Origin of the sequence: Pseudomonas sp. Irchel s3b6 (assembly GCF_900187415.1) — a bacterium.
Taxonomy (GTDB): domain Bacteria; phylum Pseudomonadota; class Gammaproteobacteria; order Pseudomonadales; family Pseudomonadaceae; genus Aquipseudomonas.
Genome location: NZ_FYDM01000027.1, coordinates 1 through 17,267, shown reverse-complemented (window position 1 = coordinate 17,267; position 17,267 = coordinate 1). Strand labels below are relative to the sequence as shown.

Here is a 17,267-nt window from a genome sequence, read left to right as displayed (position 1 = left end):
CCGCCCTGGGTAAAATGTTGACCGGCAGATGGAGTCAGTTTTAGACCAGCGTCGACACTCTTCTGGTTGCATCGACCGGTTGAATCCACAGTCGATAGCTGCCCTTGGTGGCAGGCAGCAAACGGCCCAGAGTGTGTAAAAACGCATGCGCCGTTTTGAAGTCTGCGTTGCTACGTAAAATCCGCTGGTGCTTGTGTAATCAGCAGACCAGAGATTTGCGTAGGAGCGCGATTTTTGTTCAAGCCCCGACTGTCAAACGTGTTCTAAAACGTTTTTACACAGCCTCGGCCAGAAGCAGCTGCTTGGAAATGATCCAAAATCGCTTTTCAGAAGGAGAAAACCGGGTGCCGGCAGCGCCAGGAAGTCAATTGATGAGCTATACCCGCTAATCTCCCATTGCAGTTTTTCAACACAGGGGTTTGGCAATGATACTCAGACATTCACTTGCAGCTCTCATGATCACCGCAAGCCTCTTCGGCTGCACCACGTCATCGGACCATGGAGTGTCCGTTCCTTTGGTTGCCACCCGGCATAACACCGGTCAGATCGGTAATGTAACGTTGGCAAGCTGGGACAAACAGACGGGACTCAGTTTCTTCATCAGTGGTGCTCCAAGCGGGGTCTCGCTGCCGTTGCGCCTCTACACGTTCATCAATAAAGGCAGTTGCCAGCAACCCGGGTCAGTCGCCTACGCAATGAATGATCAGGTCAACACCGAACCCCAACCCATACGCGGCTGGACGTTCTCTAGAAGCGCACCTGTCGAACTGCCCGTCCTGCTTTCCGGTGAGTACTCCATCCTCGTGCGAACTGCACCGGAAAGTGGCAACGTCGATATTTTTTGTGGGGATATCCAGCAAGTAAGCTCGATGAAATAGCCTCGGCCATTTCGACCCGTTCCATAGGTTTGCGCTGGTCAGCCACTCAGTGCAGGTCAAACTGGACGCTGCGCAGTGCAACCGAACCGGCAGAGATCGACCGAAAGCAGGCCTATGATCCTGTCCGGGAACCCAGGTTGTCTCTATGAAACCAGAGGCGATTCAATAAGTGTCCCCCTACGCTTGGAAGAATCGCTCGGGACGGCATGGGCTAAGGGCAGAAGATGCCTTGTCGTCGATTATCTCCTCGCTGGCAAGGCGGCCTACTATCGCCGCCAGAGTAACTCCAGGATGCATCGCGCAAACGTATACACCGCCGATATTGGGTAAATAGCCGATGATGGGGATGCCATCGACAGGAATGGGTCTGAGTCCGACACAAGCCAATTCCGGATCAATGGAAATAACCCCGTAGAGTTCGTTCTGTATGGCCTTGGCGGTTCGTAGCGCTATCGCTACTGGCTGGTTTTCCAAAGAGTCGCCCAAGTAATCTTCCGCCGCTAGCAACGTACCATCCGTGCTTTGTCTCACTTCCATTTCAGGGCTAGAGATGATGGTGTGCACGAGATTGGGTTGTGACTTGTAGCGGATGAATATTGCAGGAGAGGCCTCGATTGGAAGGGGCACTTTTAGCGTCTCTGTCAGCTTCGTGATGCCAGTCCCTGCTGCCAGCACGACAATGTCGGCATCGATGACGCCCATTGCGGTTTCGACTCCCGTCACCTTTGCACTCTGGGTTGTAAAGCCGAGCACCCGAGTCTGTGTGAGAACCTTCGCCCCATGAGCCTGGGCACCTGCGATCAAAGCATGCGTTGCTTGCACTGCGTCCAGCGCGCCTTCTTCAGCTTCATACAAAGCATGCCGAGGGGGATTCTTCAGGTTTGGCTCAAGGCCGAGAATCTGGGAGCGGGACACCAGGGTGGCCGAAGGCTGGTGACCTGAGGCTTGCAGCACTCCACCCAAGCTCGCGCTGTAAGACAGGGAGCCTGTCCATCGTACCTTCAGACCAGGCAGTTCGGTTTCGAGTCGGCGGTACTCGTTGATGGCGGCACCGCGCAATTGCGCGATTGGATCGGTCCCGCTGTGTGAGGTGTTGATCCATGCGAATGAGCTTCCAGTCACTCCAGACGCTATTCCTTCAGCCTCGACCAGGATGACATTCGCGCCTTTGCTAGCCAGGTGATACGCCAGGGACGCACCCACTATGCCTGCGCCAATGACAACGACTCGTTTGTCTACACCATTGCCCATATCAACCTCCGCTTTGTCGACCCGATGATGGTACGACATCCGGATGATCGAATGACCTGGAAACCTGGTCGTCCATGACTCCTTTGCGCGTCCGCTTCTGGCCGGGTCCGTTGAAAAACTCCCGTTGCGATTTCGGCCCGCAATAGAGCATTGCCTATGTCAACGGCTGGGAGTGGTCTGTCGTGAAGGGCTGCTATCGATGGAGGTCGGTGTTTCGAACCCGAACTTATTCGTTAGCCGTTACGCAGTCGCTCGCGGCGCGATCATCGCAGCGGCGAGGGTCAACGTATTCAGGATGGGGTTCATGCGGTTCTTCCTTACCTGCATCAGAGGGGCTGCCGAGGGTGTGGAAATACCAAGCCAAAGGGGAGTTCATCGAATCCATGAAGCACGCCGTTCATCAGCAGACTTTTCGAGGTCACGCTCACCTTTGCACATTACCCGCTACGGTTTACTTCACAGGCACGATCTGATTGAAAGTTGGCGTGAAATGAACAATCCGGATCATCAGGGTGCCGCAAGCTAGCGAAGGATCTGCGTGATCCTCAACGACAAGAATGGCACTCAGAGCGACGGCCCCGAGCACGTTGCGAGGTTTTCGTATGACTAAGGCAACCATGCCCGTTGGCTCCGGTGGGCAACAACCGGAGGCTCCCCGTTCGGTGTTCATCACCGGCGCCAACGGATTTATCGGCAAGGCGCTGCTCAAGCGCTACAAAGCGCTGGGCGCACAGGTTCGGGGCATGGATCTGTACGCCGACCCGGACAACGATGTCATTGCCGGCGACTTGACCCGGCCACAGGTCTGGGCCGAGCATGCCAGGGGTTGCGAGTTGTTCATCAATACCGCAGCGGTGGTATCACTCGCGGCGCCCTGGGCACTCTATCGCGAAGTGTCGGTGCAAGGTGTGCGCAACTGCCTGAACGTCGCGATTGCCGGTGGTGCAAAGCGTTTCTTGCACATTTCTTCAATTGCGGCGCTGGGCTGGAACTACCCGGATATGGCCGATGAGTCCAGCGACGTGGTGATCGGCGACCAATATCGCTACGGCGTGGCCAAGGGCGCGAGCGAGCACGTGGTGCTGGCCAGCCATGCGGCGGGGGAGATCGACTGCACCATTGTGCGTCCGGGGGATGTGTACGGTCCGGGTTCGCGAGCCTGGCTGATCGAACCCTTGAAAATGGCCAAGGCCGGGGCATTGATTCTGCCCAATGGTGGCAAGGGGGTTTTCACTCCGGTGTACGTCGAGGATTTGCTCGACGGCATCATGTTGGCGGCGGGCCTTGTTCAGGCGCGGGGGCATATCTTCCATCTGAGCAGCGCCAGCCCCACCACCTGCAAGACGTTTTTCGCCAATCACTGGCGCTGGGCCGGACGTAGCGGCACACCGCGAACGCTGCCCCTCACACTGGCGACCGCGCTGACCCACTTCATCTGGCGGGTGAACGGTTTGTTCAAGATCAACAGTGAAGTCACCCCGGACGCGATGTACATGCTCGCCCGTACCGGCGATATCTCGATCGCCAAGGCCCGGCGTTTGTTGGGTTATGAACCGAAGGTTTCTCTGGAAGACGGGTTGCGCCGGTCCGAGGACTGGTTGCGGGTGAATGGGCAGATTGCCCCTTGACCTGTGGGAGAGGGCTTGCTCGCGAACCCATGGCTGCCAGTCATTCATAACAAATGAATCTAGGATGTCTTCGTGCTAAGGCTTGAGCACGGAAGTCACCCCAGGCTTCAGCAGTGATCAGAAGGTTTCCAGCTCGTGTTGTTACATCACGATGGGCATCGGTCAGAGCGCTTGAGCAGCGTACTGAGGACGCGCTGTCCGTATAAGCCGACACCTAGCCCCGACACGATGAGAACGACGGCAACTATTTTGTTGAGTGACAGGCTCTCATTGAAAATCATGACTGAACCGAGCAGTCCGAATACCGGCACCAATAAGGACAATGGCGCGACTGTAGACACTGGATATCGTTTCAGAAGTGAGTTCCACACCCAGTAGCCGAACAGTGTATTGGGGTATACCTGGAACAGGATCGACAGGACAGCGCGGTAGTCGAGTTGGTTCACCAATGCGCTGTAACCCGTCGAGCCGTTCACCGCGTAATCAAGCGCGAACAAAGGGATGGGCGAAAACGCGCTGGACCACACAAGGAAAGCGAAGACCTGAGTGGTCTTCGCTTTTTTATTGATCACGTTGGCCGCACTCCAGGCGACCGCTCCCAGCAGCGTCAAGACCAGCCCGGCCATCGTTACTGTCCCATCAGCAATTGAGATGATGCTCAACAAGCCACAGGAGGCGATACCTATACCCGCAAGTTGGTAGCGGGAAATCGCTTCCTTGAAAATCCATGAGCCCAGCAGGAGGGTGAAAAACGCGCTGAACTGAAGCACCAGCGAAGCGATTCCTGCTGATAGACCAGACTTGATGCCAATGTTAACGACGCCCCAAAGTCCGATACCGAAGACCAGACCGTAACCGATGATATAGCGCCACTGCACATCAGGTTTCGGAATGAAAAAGATTGCTGGAAGGGCGCAAAGCGTGAAGCGAATACCAGCAAGAATCAGCGGGTCAACGCTGATGAGGCCCAGTTTGATCACCGAGAAATTCAAGCCCCATATGGCAGTAATCGAGATTGCGAGTAGTAGGTGCCCGGCTTTCATGCTGATCTTCCTTGAGTGGTAGTCGAGAAATGACTCGTAAGAACCCACAGCGCCAAAGCTGTAGCGCTGATCAAGGCGCCCAGCAGGCTTACTGCCATCCAGCCCCAGAGCGCATAAACCTGTGTCGCGGCTGCCGCCCCCAGCGCGCTACCGACCGAGTAGAAGCACATGTAGGCGCCGACCATGCGACTTTGGGCATCGGGTCGTGCAGCAAAAATGAGGCTCTGGTTGGTGACGTGTACTGCTTGCACCGCGAAGTCGAGCAAGACCACTCCGCAAACCAGCGCGATCAGGGACGTCTCGGCAAAAGTGATGAACAACCAGGAAAGCGTCAGGAGCCCCAGCGAAATGCCGGTAACTCGTTGTCCCAAACCTTGATCGGCCCAGCGACCTGCTTTTCTGGCAGCAAGGGCACCGGCGACGCCGGCCAAGCCAAACATGCCGATGGCAGTGTGTGAAAGCGTCAGTGGCGGAGCGCTCAACGGCAGCACCATAGATGTCCATAGCACGGAAAAAGCGGCAAAGATCAGTAAGGCCAGCAGGCCCCTGATCCGCAAAACCGGTTCGGTCATGAACAGCTTGAACAGTGACCCGATGAGCGCTTGGTAGGAGTGTTGATTGCGTGGCGACACTGTGCCAGGAACCACTTTCCAGAACACCGCCGCGATGGTCAGCATCAATCCTGAGGAAACGAAATAAACGGCGCGCCAGCCCGCTAGATCTGCGATCAGCCCAGAGGCAAACCGTGCCAGAAGAATACCCAGGACAACTCCGCTGGTTACTGTTCCCACTGCCTGCCCACGTTGTGATGGCGTTGCCAGCACGGCGGCATAGGCCACAAGCACCTGAACGACCACTGCCAGTAAGCCCATCACGATCATGGCCCCCAGCAGGGCCAGCCATTGCTGTGATGCGCCAACTGCCGCCAGCGCAATCGCAGACAGGATCACTTGAGTGAAAATCAGCCGTTTACGGTTGACCATATCGCCCAGCGGTACGATCAATAGCAACCCCAGTGCGTATCCAACCTGAGTGGCCGTCACCACGACCCCGATCAATCCTGAGGTGACGCCCAGGCTCTGCGCCATTGAGGCCAGCAAGGGTTGGGCAAAGTAAACATTGGCTACTGCAAGTGCGCAGGTGACGGAAAACAATAACGTGAGTGACGGAGAAAGCCCCGGAGACCGGTCGGTCCTGCTGATTTCTCCGGTATCCGTATGCGGCAATCCCGAAGGCTGCCTGGAGAAACGTTTGGTGGCTGAGTCGGCATCTGCTGTCATGTACGCCTCCATGGCGTTAAACTGGTTTCAATTCAAAACCTGTTTCAATTGTTGCTGGATCAGGTTTCAAATTGCAACTACATTGAGCCAGATTGATCGACAGACTTGGCAATCCTTATCCAAAAGGTAAATACGATGGTCGAAGGTGCTTCACCGCAAAGCAGCGAATGCCCGGTAGCAAGAACACTGGAGGTAATTGGAGATCGCTGGTCGCTCATGATCATCCGCGACGCATTTGACGACATTCGCCGATTCAGCGAATTTCAAAAAAGCTTGGGCGTGGCCAAGAATATTCTGGCATCGCGACTGAAAACGTTGGTTGAGGTCGGTGTATTCGACGTTCGACCGGCGTCAGATGGCAGCGCCTACAAGGAGTACGTTCTTACGAACAAAGGACGGGAAATCTTTCCGGTTGTGGTCAGTATGAGGCAGTGGGGCGAACGTTTCCTGTTCGAGCCGGGAGAGATACGTTCTGTGCTGTTGGACAACGAGTCCGGACAGGCTCTAATGCCGATTGATGTTCGCTCATCAAGCGGTCAAAAACTTGGACCGTCTGACTGCCACAGAGTGAGACTTGTTGCCGACGAGTCGTGAATCGACAGCAGACTTACCTCATACCAGAACGACCCTAGGGGCATTCGAGCCAGTTTGCTAGGTGTTCAGTCTCGCAGAGTCATGATGCTTGCGCCTCTTCGCGAGCGGTAGGTACGGGTCGAGCCATGGCCCTTGTCGCATAAAGTTGAAATGCACGGCGTTGCTCGACAGAATTGCGCCCCGATCCGGCCAGAGGTGCCGGACGTTCGTGGTGAAAAGGGGCTGCAGTTGAACGAACAGACATTGTCCATGCGCCTGGAGCGCGTGGCGGCGCATGTGCCAGCAGGTGCGCGCCTGGCCGATATTGGCTCGGATCACGGCTACCTGCCAGTGGCGTTGATGCGCCGTGGCGCCATCGCGGCGGCGGTGGCCGGCGAGGTGGCATTGACGCCGTTCCGCTCGGCCGAACGCACCGTGCGCGAGAACGGCCAAGACCTGCGGATTACTGTGCGCCTGGCCAACGGCCTGGCGGCGATAGAACCGGGAGACGGGATCACGGCGATCAGCCTCTGCGGCATGGGCGGCGAGACGATCCGCGACATCCTCGACAGCGGCAAGGCGCGCCTGAGCGGCCAGGAACGCCTGATCCTGCAGCCCAACGGCGGCGAGCAGCCACTGCGCCAATGGCTGATGGAAAATGGCTACTGCATCCTCTGCGAGGAAGTGCTGCGGGAAAACCGCTTCGACTACGAAATCATCGTCGCCGAGCGCGCCGGGCCGGTGCTGTACACCGCCGAGGAGCTGTACTTTGGCCCGCTGCAGATGCAGGCACGCAGCCCGGCATTCCTGCGCAAGTGGCAGCGCATGCTGCGCCTGAAGCAGCAGACCCTGACCCACTTCGCCCGGGCGCGGCAGGCCGTGCCCGAGGAGAAGGTGCAAGACATCGCCCGGCAGGCCCGGTGGATCACCGAGCTACTGGCTTGAGTCCGGTCCAGGGGTTGTACGAAAAGTCGCCGAGCGGCGATCAGGCAAGGCAAACACAGGCGAGGAGCGGCCGGGGTCGCGCTCGACTATTGGGTTGTCAATGAGCATTCCGACCGGGCTCGCGTCCGAGCCGGTTTTCAACGCGGCATGATCGGCGCGTAGGCACTTTTCGTACAAAGCTTAAGACGAATCGAGGGCCAATTTGAATCGCCCTCAAATTCGTAGACACATCTGAATGACAGCTTCCGGCCGACTGCTGCCTGGCAGTGAGAGCCGCTATCGGCCCATTGCAGATGTTCACAATGCCCAGTAAGCATTCGGCCCACACCCGTCACGGCTTACCTGAAAGCGTATGATGGCCAGCCTTCATTGCCGATATGGAAATCGCCATGCTCCCTGACAAGGCCTGCTCAGTAGTTCTTTCATCCACGCGGCTCCCCAGGATCCTCTTGTTCCGTCATCCGCAAGCTGGGGTGCAACTGGTAAAGGGCACCATTGAAAAGGGGGAAACACCGGGGCAAGCGGCCCTGCGTGAACTAGCGGAAGAGTCTGGTATAAGTGCAGCCATAATCAAAGACGATCTAGGGTGTTGGGATACCGGTCATCACGGTCAGATCTGGTCGTTTCAACTGTGCCAGCCAGGTGGACCACTACCTGAGCAATGGTCTCATCAGACGCTCGATGACCATGGCCACCTTTTCGAATTTTTCTGGGCTTCGCTCGACCAGTTACCCTATACCGATTGCCACCCTGTCTTTCGTCGAGCGCTGGTCTTTTTGTGCGAGGCTTTGGAAGCGCGTGGGCACTGGACGGACAAGCATCCCTGATTCATCTGCCGAACGACTGCTTTTGGCCCAGAGTGTGTAAAAACGCATGCGCCGTTTTGAAGTCTGCGTTGCTACGTAAAATCTGCAGGTGTGCTTGTGTAATCAGCAGACCAGAAACTTGCGTAGGAGCGCGATTTTTGCTCCAAGCCCGACTATCAAACGTGTTCTAAAACGTTTTTACACCGCCTCGGCCGAAAGCAGCCGTCCACGAATGGCCGCTTACGGCCCAGCTCTCATCCCAGGCCAACGATCCGAGAGATTGCATGGGCGCTAAAATGGCGCCTACGGCGTTTTCGTTGAGCCGCGGCAAGTCAGTACTATCAGTTTACAAACTGTCTTTTTTGTAGCCAGGTGATTGCGCCAGAAACTCTGCTATCAGTGATGTAATTTGCTGCTGAATCAACCCACGAGCGCGACCGTTATCGCCATCCCGGCAAATGATGCCATCGCCTGGTACGTCTTCTTCGAGCATTACCTGCGCACCAGGTTTGCACATCGACATGAAGCTGAAATGGCTTGCGTCGCTGATCTCGACGTAATGGCTTGACGCCGCAGGCAGGCGTTTGGCCAGGTTGGCAGACTCCAACTCAGCGGGAAGTTCGCGCGACGGTACGCCGGCAGCGATCACCAGAGCGGGTACAGGCAGCGCGGCCAGGCTTTCATTGGTTAGACCCCGTGAAAGGCCCAGGTCCAATGTAACCACGGCAGTGACGCGTTTATCGCGCCAATCGGCGGCCAGCGCGGCCTTTGATTCTGAGGTGTTTGCGGGGCTTATCTGTCCGTAAACGATGCAACCGGCTAACTGCGGGTGGGCTTTGCAGTCATGGGCGAACAGGTCTGGATCGAAACGAGCACCGGCGATCTGCAGGGCGGTCCAGCCGCCGAGTGAATGGCCCACTACTGCAATTCGGCCATTGGCGACCTGGCCAAATTTTTCAGGTTGAGTCGTGACCCTATCAATGGCTCGGCGCAGATCAACGGGCCGCTGCCATAACTGCGCAGCTGCTTGAGGGCTGAGGTCATGGGTGGTGGTGCCAGGGTGATTGATTGCGGCGACGATGTAACCCCTATGAGCCAGAGCACTGGCAAGCCAAATCTGGTTGCTCCAGTTACCCCTGTATCCGTGGGATAGCACCACCAATGGATGTTCGCCGGCAGATGGCGGCGCGTTACGAACGGCAGAAGCACCAACAAACACCACAGTATCGGCGATCAGTTGCGTGGCTGCGGTAGTTGCACTCGGGTACCAAACAACCATCTCCAGTGCGCGGTCATTGTGCGAATCCGGCAGTGTGGAAGATTGGAAACCGACGGGGTTCTCGTCAGCAAATGCGATAGTCGTCAGCCAAGCCAACAACAGGGCGCCGAAAGCTATTTTCAATGTCGTTTCTTCCTTGATTAGACAAGTGCATAGCACCTGACCCCGCCGTAAGGCGCATCCACCTTCCTACGGAGTCGAAATTAATGTGGTTGCATACAAGCACGGGCATTAAAGCCCAGATTCGAACCGCCGCTCATAATTTTCATCGTTAACGCTATTCGCGGTCTTAGCGAGAAGGCTGACGTTCGCTTTTGGCCGAGGGTGTGTAAAAACGTTTTTGAGCGCGACAGGTACTCAAAACTGGACTGGAAATCGCGCTTCTACGCGAAACCCACATCTGCCTGACGTGCCGATAAATTTCAGATTTAACGTAGACGCGCACACTTCAATTTTGGCGAAGCGTTTTTACACACTTTGGGCCGACTGCTGCCGGTCGCAAAGAGCCGCTAACGACCCATAGCTGGCCTCGGTGTCGGAAATTCCGTGTCCGGAACAAGTGGTTGCTATCCGAGGTGCCCCAACTGGTGTGTCAGGCCAAAGAGTACGCTGCCCTCGATACAGCAAGGGCAGAGTCGTTGTCGCGCTGGCAACGGATGCCAGCTGCTGTCCAGTTGTTTACATGACCTGGATGAATGTCGGCGGTTGGCGCCGGTTAGAGCTTTGCAAGCCGCGCGCCTGCGCCGCCTCAGTGTACGATTTGCGCAAGAAACGCCTTGGCCCGCGCGCTTTTCGGGGCGCTGAAGAAGTCCTGGGGCGGGGCGTCCTCGATGATCTGGCCGCCGTCGAGAAACAGCACGCGCTCGGCCACTTGCCGGGCAAAGCCCATCTCGTGGGTGACGCACAGCATGGTCATGCCGCTGCCTGCCAGCTTCACCATCACATCCAGCACTTCGCTGACCATCTCCGGGTCGAGCGCCGAGGTGGGTTCGTCGAACAGCATGATTTTCGGTTCCATGCATAACGCCCGGGCGATGGCCACGCGTTGTTGCTGGCCGCCCGAGAGCTGGCTGGGGTACTTGTCGGCCTGGCTGGCAATACCGACTTTTTGCAGGAAATGCTGGGCCAGTTCCTCGGCCTTCTTGCGGCTCAGGCCGCGCACCGAGATCGGGGCCAGGGTGCAGTTGTCGAGCACGCTCATGTGCGGGAACAGATTGAAATGCTGGAACACCATGCCCACTTCGCTACGAACCTTGGCGGCCTCGCGGGTGGTCTGGGACAAGTCGGTGTCGTTGACCAGGATGCGGCCTTTTTCGGCGACTTCCAGCCGGTTGATGCAGCGGATCAGTGTCGATTTTCCGGAGCCGGAAGGCCCGCAGAGCACGATGCGTTCACCTTCGCGAACTTTCAGGTCAATGTTGTGCAACACATGGAATGCGCCATAGAACTTGTTCAGGCCGGCGATATCGACCACCACTTTACGGGTGTCGGGGCGAGCGGCGAGCGGCGTATCTACAAGGGCAGAGAGGGCGTTCATGGTCTGGTCTCCGGCAATCAGTGGAAGCGCTCGGCGCTGTATGGGGCAGGGTCGGTAAAGGGCATGGCGCCGGTCATCAACTCGGCCAGCAAACGGCCGCAGACCGGGCCGAGGGTCAGGCCATGGTGGGCATGCCCGAAGTTGAACCACAAACCCTTGTGCCGCGGTGCCGGGCCGATTACCGGGCACATGTCCGGCAGGCACGGGCGGCGACCCAGCCAGGGCTCGGCGTCCAGGCGTTCGCCCAGCGGGTAGAAGGCGCGTGCCAGTTCTTCGCAGCGACGCAACTGGATTTCGTTGATCGGGTCTTCGCTGTCGGCGAACTCGATACCCGTGGTCAGGCGAATGCCCCCCACCATCGGTGCCAGGACATAACCGCCCACGGGGTCGAGCAGCGGTTGTTGCAAACGGGTACCCGGCAGGGCGGCATAGTGCATGTGGTAGCCGCGCTTGATCGCCAGCGGGATGTCATACCCCAAGGGTTCGAAGATGCCCCGGGCTTGCGGGCCGAGGGCCACGACGGCTTCGTCGGCAATCACCAGGCCCTGTTCGCTCTGCACTTCCCATTTACCGACGCGCTGGCGCAGGGAGAGGGCATCGCCGAGCACGAACACGCCACCGCGCTTGACGAACAGTTCGGCATAACCACGGGTCAGGCCGCCGGGGTCGCTGACGGTCTTGGGGTCCAGCCAGTGAATGCCGCCGACCACGCTGCTGTGCAAGCCCGGTTGACGGGCATGCACCTGGTCCCGGTCGAGCACTTCATAATTCAGGCCATAGTCCTTGAGCGCGGCGGCATCGCGTTGGGCCTTGGCAAACGCCGGTTGCGCGCTGTAGGCCTCGACCCAACCACTGGCCTGGATCAACTTGTCCATGCCGGCCGGCGCCGAGAGCAGGTCATGTTCGCTGACGCAGCGCTCCACCAACGGCAACATGGCCCGGGTCGCGGCGGCCAATCCCTTGGCCCCAGAGTGCCGCCAGTATTGCAGCAACCACGGCCCGGCCTTGGGCAGGTGTTTCAGGCTGTAGCGCACGTCCGACTGCTGGTTGAGGGCGTAGCGCACCAGGCTCGAGAGCTGGCGCGGGAACGCATAGGGAATCACGCTGGCGCGCTCGATCAGCCCGGCGTTGCCGTGGCTGGTGCCATTGCCCGGCTGTTGGCGGTCGATCAGTACGACCTTGCGGCCACGGGCCTGTAACTGGAGTGCGGTACTGACGCCGACAATCCCGGCGCCCAGAACGATGGTTTCGCAATGCATGGGTAGATCCTTGATGCAGGGGCGCTCACGGCAGCCCGAGAAAAAACCGGTTTACTGCAGGTGACGGCCGAGGCGGCCCTCCAGCGCTTTCAGGCTGCGCCTCACCACTTCCACGATCAGCAGGTAGAGCACGGCGGCCCAGAGGTAGATCTGGAAGTCGAAACTGCGCGAGAAGGCCAGCTTGGTCACCCCCATCAAGTCGTAGATGGTCACCAGCGAGGCAATGGCGCTGGCCTTGATCATCAGGATCAGTTCATTGCCCAGCGGACCGATGGCCACCAACAGGGATTGCGGCAGGATGATTTTGCGGAAGGTGGTCCAGCGCGACAGGCTGAGGGCTTTCGAGGCTTCGCGCTGGCCCTGGGCCACGGCCAGGATGCTGCCGCGCAGAATCTCGGCCTGATAGGCCGCCGTGTTCAGGGTGAAGGCCAGGAGCGTGCAGAACCAGGCGTCACGGAAGAACCACCACAGGCCCACGTCCTGCCAGAAGCCTTTGAACGAACCCAGGCCGTAATAGAGCATGAACAGCTGGGCTAGCAGCGGCGAGCCGCGGAAGAAATACACATAGACGCTGGTAAAACGGCTGATAAAGCGGTTATTCGACAACCGGCCCAACGCGATCAGCAGACCGAGCAGGGCGCCGAGCGTGAAGGAAATGGCCACCAGCTTGGCGGTCACCAACAGGCCATCGATGAAGCGTGGGCCATAGCGCTCCAACAAGTCAGGGCTGAGGAACAGGTTCTGCAATTCATCGAAGCTCATGGGCGAACGCTCCGTTGATGGCGGCTGAAATACTGCTCCAGGAACTGGAACAACCGGCCGGAAATGGCCGAGAAAAACAGGTAGCCAAAGCAGGCCACCGTGTAGAACAGCATCGGTTCCTTGGTGACGCTGACCGCCAGGTTCGTCTGGCGCATCAGGTCGACCAGAGAGATGGTCGACACCAGCGAGGTGTCCTTGAGCAGCGACAGCCAGTTATTCGACAGGCCCGGCAGGGCAATGCGCACCAGCTGTGGCAGTACCACCTTGGTAAAGGTGGTGCGCCGGGACAGGCCAAGGGCGGCCGCAGCTTCGAACTGGCCCTTGGGTACGGTCTTGAAGGCGCCCAGCCAGATCTGGCTGGAGAACGCGGCGAACACCAGGCTGAAGGCGATCATCGCGGCGACGAAAGGATTGATCGCAACTTCGGCCTCGTAGCCCATCGCGGCCAACAGTTTCTGTGCGCCGATCTGGCAGCCGTAGTAGATGATCAACAGCGTCAGCAACTCGGGCAGCCCGCGGAACACGGTGGAAAAAACCGTGCTCATGGCCCGCGGCCAGCGTCGTCGCGAGCGGGCGGCCAACGCCAGGCCCAGGCCCAGCGGCAGGCCGATCGGCAGGCAGCTCAGGGCCAGGACAATGGTCACCAGCGCGCCGGCCAGCAAGGCCGAACCCCAGCCGCCGCTGGCGAAGGAAAGCAGTGACAGGTTTTCGAACATGCTCGAACCCTCTCGGTCAATTAAGCTCGCACGTGCTCGCCGCCCCCGGGGAGGGAGCGGTGCAACATGTCGGCAAGGAACGACCCTCAGGCTCGCCTGAGGGCCAGGGGATCAATAGATATCGAAGGCGAAGTAGCGGCTGGAGATCTTCTTGTAGGTGCCGTCGGCGACGATTTCATCCAGCGCCTTGTTGAAGCGCTCGCGCAGGGCGTCGTCACCCTTGCGCACCGCGATGGACGCATCGGCGGTGGTGCCGTTGACGTCACCGATGATCTTGCAGCAGTCCTTGCCGGCGCTGTCGATCCAGGCCAGCAGCGGGAACTTGTCGGCAATCACCCCGTCGACCCGCCCGGCAGCCAGGTCGCTGTTGGCCTCATCCAGGGTCGGGTAGAACTTCACGTCGGCTCCCGCCGGGCCGTAATGGTCTTCGGCATAGATGGCTTGGGTCGAGGATGCCTGGGCGCCGACCGTGAGGCCCTTGAAGTTGGTCTGGGCGTCAGTGATGTTCGAGTCCTTGGGCACGGCCACGGACAGGGGAGTGCGGTAGTAGTGATGGGTGAAATCGATTTTCTGCTTGCGTTCATCCGTGGCGATCATTGAGGCCACGACGGCATCGTATTTCTTGGCCATCAGCGCCGGGATAATCCCTTCCCAGTCCTGGGCGACGATGCTGCACTGCACGTTCATGCGTTCGCACAGCGCGTTGGCGATGTCCACATCGAAACCGTGCAGCTTGTTGTCCGAGTCAACGTAGTTGAACGGCGGGTAAGCCCCTTCGGTGGCGATCTTCAGTACTTCAGCCTGCGCCCCGGTTGTACCGGCCAGGACCATTGCACATGCACTGGCAAAGCGAATGACGTGTTTCATCTAGCACCTCGTTTTATTGTTTTGAGCTGGGTGACGATGTGTATCCAACGAACTCGTTGTGTAGGACCGCAATCGCTTCAAGACGCTTTTCGACTTCCGGGCCCAGCTGCTTGCAGACGTCGTTGACCAGCAGGTGCACCAGCGACAGCATCGCCGCCGTCGATTCCCAGAACAGGTTGAACTCGGTGGGCACGCGGAACACTTCGTCGGCGTTCTGCTCGGCCCAATCGCAAAAGGTATCGGTGACCAGGGTCACGGGGATTCCCGCCTCGCGGGCCTTGCGGCACAGAGTGAGGGCGTGACGCGAATAGCGGCGGGCTTCGAACACCACCAGCGCACTGTCCTCGGGGGCGCTGAGCAGCACTTCGGCGTAATGCCCGGCGGCACCGTCGACCCAGTGCACGTCATCGCGCAGGTACTGCAGCAGATGCACCATGGAGGCAGCGATGCCGCGTTCGGTCTGGAACCCGGCGACGAACACCTTGCGCCGAGTGGCCAAGCGCTGGCTGACGGTGTGCCAGGCCTGGGTGAGGCTGTATTCGTAGACCTTGACCAGCGCCGCGACTTCCAGCTCGAAACTGCGGGGTAAACCTTGCGGGCCTTGACTGGCCTGCTGGCGGAACTCCTGCAAACGATCGCCCACCAGCCACGGGCCATCGCCCAGGTCGGCCTTGAGGTCGTTTTTCAGGTCTTTGAAGTGGCTATAACCGATGGAGCGACAAAAACGCCCGACGCTGGATTCACTGACGTTCAACTTCGCGGCGATATCGGCAGCGGTCTGGAACGGCAGCTCATAGAGGTTGGCCAGCATGTAATTGGCAATCGCCCGACCGGAGGCGGCGGCGGTTGACAGACTGCTTTCAAGGCGTTGTTTGATCGGCTGGCTCAAGGCTGTTTCCTGTTGTTATTCAGCGCTTGCGGAAGAAAGTGGATGTTTTCTGTCATAAAGTCAATATTTGACAGATAACTGTCACGGCCGGATAGTTCGTCACGCTGTTCCACAGCCATAACAACAACTCGACTGGAGCCTCAGCATGTCCCAACTCAACGCCGCCTTGCCCGCAGTGGAGCCCGTTTCGTTCGCCGATCTGAGTCAGATGTTGCAACGGATCCTCGAGCGTCATGGCACCTCGGCCGAGGTGGCCCGGGTGCTGGCTCACAACTGTGCCAGTGCCCAGCGTGACGGTTCCCATAGCCATGGGGTGTTCCGCATTCCCGGTTACCTGTCGTCGCTGGCCAGCGGCTGGGTGGAGGGTCGGGCCGTGCCGTTGGTCGAGGATGTGGCTTCGGGCTTTGTGCGGGTCGATGCCGGCAATGGCTTCGCCCAGCCAGCCTTGGCCGCGGCCCGTGGGTTGCTGGTTGAAAAGGCCCGCAGCGCCGGAATCGCGGTCCTGGCGATTCGCAACTCTCACCATTTCGCCGCGCTCTGGCCGGACGTCGAACCCTTTGCCGATGAAGGCCTGGTGGCCTTGAGCGTGGTCAACAGCATGACCTGCGTGGTGCCCCATGGCGCGCAACGGCCGCTGTTTGGCACCAACCCGATTGCCTTTGCCGCACCCCGCGCCGGTGGTGACCCCATCGTCTTTGACCTGGCCACCAGCGCCATCGCCCACGGCGATGTACAGATTGCCGCGCGCAAGGGGCAGTTATTGCCCGAAGGCATGGGGGTCGATAGCCTGGGCCAACCGACCCGGGACCCTCAAGCGATACTCGCGGGAGGCGCCTTGTTGCCCTTTGGCGGGCACAAGGGCTCGGCCCTGTCGATGATGGTCGAACTATTGGCGGCCGCCTTGACCGGCGGGAACTTCTCGTTTGAATTCGACTGGTCCAAGCACCCCGGCGCACAAACGCCGTGGACCGGTCAGTTGATCATCGTGATCGACCCGAGCAAGGCCGCAGGCGCCAACTTCGCCAGCCGCAGCGAAGAACTGGTGCGGCAGATGCGTGCGGTGGGCTTGCAGCGCATGCCCGGTGACCGGCGTTATCAGGAGCGGGCCAAGTCCCTGGCCGAAGGCATTGCGTTACCGGCGTCCGAGCTTGCGCGGTTGCGCGAACTGGCGGGTTGAGAGCGTTGGTTGTAGTCCCTTACCACTGTTCAACTTGGGGCCAAGGCCGGGGTCTCGAGACCTGAGTTTGTGGGGGGCTTGTTTCAAGGGTTCAAGTCTTGCTCGGCATGGGGTGGAACCAGCTAGTCGACACCCCAGTGGGGGGCCATGCCTGTACCCATCGGCCAAAAATGTCTTTCACGGTTGTCTGTGCTTTCAGCCAATGGCTGCCTGTCATGACTGCCTGTTGCATCGACCGGTTGAATCCACAGCCAAAAGCAATGGGATGGACTCCTCCTCACTTCGGCATCTTGAGTGCCAGACTGAAAGTGCGAACCACAGTCAACGGTGAGAAGGAGTCCACACATGAAGCTTATGCGAATTGGGGTCGACCTGGC

The 17,267-nt window shown here is 58.9% G+C and carries 16 protein-coding genes; 6 read left to right on the top strand and 10 right to left on the bottom strand.

What is annotated here, in order from left to right:
* The first annotated feature begins 425 nt into the window (after positions 1-425).
* Positions 426-878 (top strand): hypothetical protein, encoded by a 453-nt coding sequence (locus tag CKW07_RS24700; RefSeq protein WP_095147454.1) that lies wholly within the window; start codon positions 426-428, stop codon positions 876-878.
* Between the two features lie 177 nt (positions 879-1,055).
* Here CKW07_RS24700 and CKW07_RS24695 read toward each other — a convergent pair whose 3' ends face one another.
* Entirely contained in the window at positions 1,056-2,129 is a 1,074-nt protein-coding gene (locus tag CKW07_RS24695; RefSeq protein ID WP_095147469.1) for an FAD-binding oxidoreductase, read from the bottom strand.
* A 602-nt stretch (positions 2,130-2,731) separates the two neighbouring features.
* Between CKW07_RS24695 and CKW07_RS24690 the strand changes: the two genes are divergently transcribed.
* Entirely contained in the window at positions 2,732-3,757 is a 1,026-nt protein-coding gene (locus CKW07_RS24690) for an NAD(P)-dependent oxidoreductase (protein WP_159950297.1), read from the top strand.
* A gap of 146 nt (positions 3,758-3,903) precedes the next feature.
* On the opposite strand, the gene CKW07_RS24685 is transcribed toward CKW07_RS24690, so the two are convergent.
* Both CKW07_RS24685 and CKW07_RS24680 read right to left on the bottom strand, forming a co-directional pair.
* A complete protein-coding gene (locus tag CKW07_RS24685; RefSeq protein ID WP_095147452.1) occupies positions 3,904-4,800 on the bottom strand; it encodes an EamA family transporter in 897 nt (298 codons plus the stop codon).
* Positions 4,797-6,080, bottom strand: a complete 1,284-nt coding sequence (locus CKW07_RS24680; protein WP_095147451.1) for an MFS transporter — start codon at positions 6,078-6,080, stop codon at positions 4,797-4,799. The genes CKW07_RS24685 and CKW07_RS24680 overlap by 4 nt, the downstream gene beginning before the upstream one ends.
* Positions 6,081-6,215: 135 nt before the next feature.
* On the opposite strand from CKW07_RS24680, the gene CKW07_RS24675 reads away from it, so the two are divergent.
* The 3 genes from CKW07_RS24675 (at position 6,216) to CKW07_RS24665 (ending at position 8,425) form a co-directional block, all read left to right on the top strand.
* Positions 6,216-6,674, top strand: coding sequence for a helix-turn-helix domain-containing protein (locus CKW07_RS24675; RefSeq protein WP_095147468.1), 459 nt, complete (start codon positions 6,216-6,218; stop codon positions 6,672-6,674).
* 228 nt (positions 6,675-6,902) lie between these two features.
* Positions 6,903-7,598: a tRNA (adenine(22)-N(1))-methyltransferase TrmK gene (locus CKW07_RS24670; protein WP_305883054.1), complete on the top strand. Its 696-nt coding sequence runs from the start codon at positions 6,903-6,905 to the stop codon at positions 7,596-7,598.
* Positions 7,599-7,987: 389 nt separating this feature from the next.
* Positions 7,988-8,425 carry an NUDIX domain-containing protein gene (locus tag CKW07_RS24665; RefSeq protein ID WP_095147449.1) on the top strand — a complete coding sequence of 146 codons (438 nt, stop codon included), beginning with the start codon at positions 7,988-7,990 and terminating at the stop codon, positions 8,423-8,425.
* Between the two features lie 325 nt (positions 8,426-8,750).
* Here the strand turns inward: CKW07_RS24665 and CKW07_RS24660 are convergent, their stop codons facing one another.
* From CKW07_RS24660 to CKW07_RS24630, 7 genes are all read right to left on the bottom strand, one after another.
* Positions 8,751-9,806, bottom strand: a complete 1,056-nt coding sequence (locus CKW07_RS24660; RefSeq protein WP_095147448.1) for an alpha/beta fold hydrolase — start codon at positions 9,804-9,806, stop codon at positions 8,751-8,753.
* 625 nt (positions 9,807-10,431) lie between these two features.
* Positions 10,432-11,220: an amino acid ABC transporter ATP-binding protein gene (locus CKW07_RS24655; RefSeq protein ID WP_305883053.1), complete on the bottom strand. Its 789-nt coding sequence runs from the start codon at positions 11,218-11,220 to the stop codon at positions 10,432-10,434.
* Between the two features lie 17 nt (positions 11,221-11,237).
* The gene (locus tag CKW07_RS24650) at positions 11,238-12,479 is read right to left on the bottom strand and encodes an FAD-binding oxidoreductase (RefSeq protein ID WP_095147447.1); all 1,242 of its coding nucleotides are present in this window, start codon (positions 12,477-12,479) and stop codon (positions 11,238-11,240) included.
* 51 nt (positions 12,480-12,530) lie between these two features.
* Positions 12,531-13,241, bottom strand: coding sequence for an ABC transporter permease (locus CKW07_RS24645; RefSeq protein WP_095147446.1), 711 nt, complete (start codon positions 13,239-13,241; stop codon positions 12,531-12,533).
* Complete coding sequence (locus CKW07_RS24640; RefSeq protein ID WP_095077257.1) at positions 13,238-13,957, bottom strand: ABC transporter permease; 720 nt, start codon at positions 13,955-13,957, stop codon at positions 13,238-13,240. The genes CKW07_RS24645 and CKW07_RS24640 overlap by 4 nt, the downstream gene beginning before the upstream one ends.
* A gap of 111 nt (positions 13,958-14,068) precedes the next feature.
* The gene (locus tag CKW07_RS24635; protein ID WP_095147445.1) at positions 14,069-14,824 is read right to left on the bottom strand and encodes a transporter substrate-binding domain-containing protein; all 756 of its coding nucleotides are present in this window, start codon (positions 14,822-14,824) and stop codon (positions 14,069-14,071) included.
* A 13-nt stretch (positions 14,825-14,837) separates the two neighbouring features.
* On the bottom strand, positions 14,838-15,713 hold the full coding sequence (locus CKW07_RS24630) for a MurR/RpiR family transcriptional regulator (RefSeq protein WP_095147444.1): 876 nt from the start codon (positions 15,711-15,713) through the stop codon (positions 14,838-14,840).
* Between the two features lie 145 nt (positions 15,714-15,858).
* Between CKW07_RS24630 and CKW07_RS24625 the strand changes: the two genes are divergently transcribed.
* Positions 15,859-16,890: an Ldh family oxidoreductase gene (locus CKW07_RS24625; RefSeq protein WP_095147443.1), complete on the top strand. Its 1,032-nt coding sequence runs from the start codon at positions 15,859-15,861 to the stop codon at positions 16,888-16,890.
* Positions 16,891-17,267: the final 377 nt, after the last annotated feature.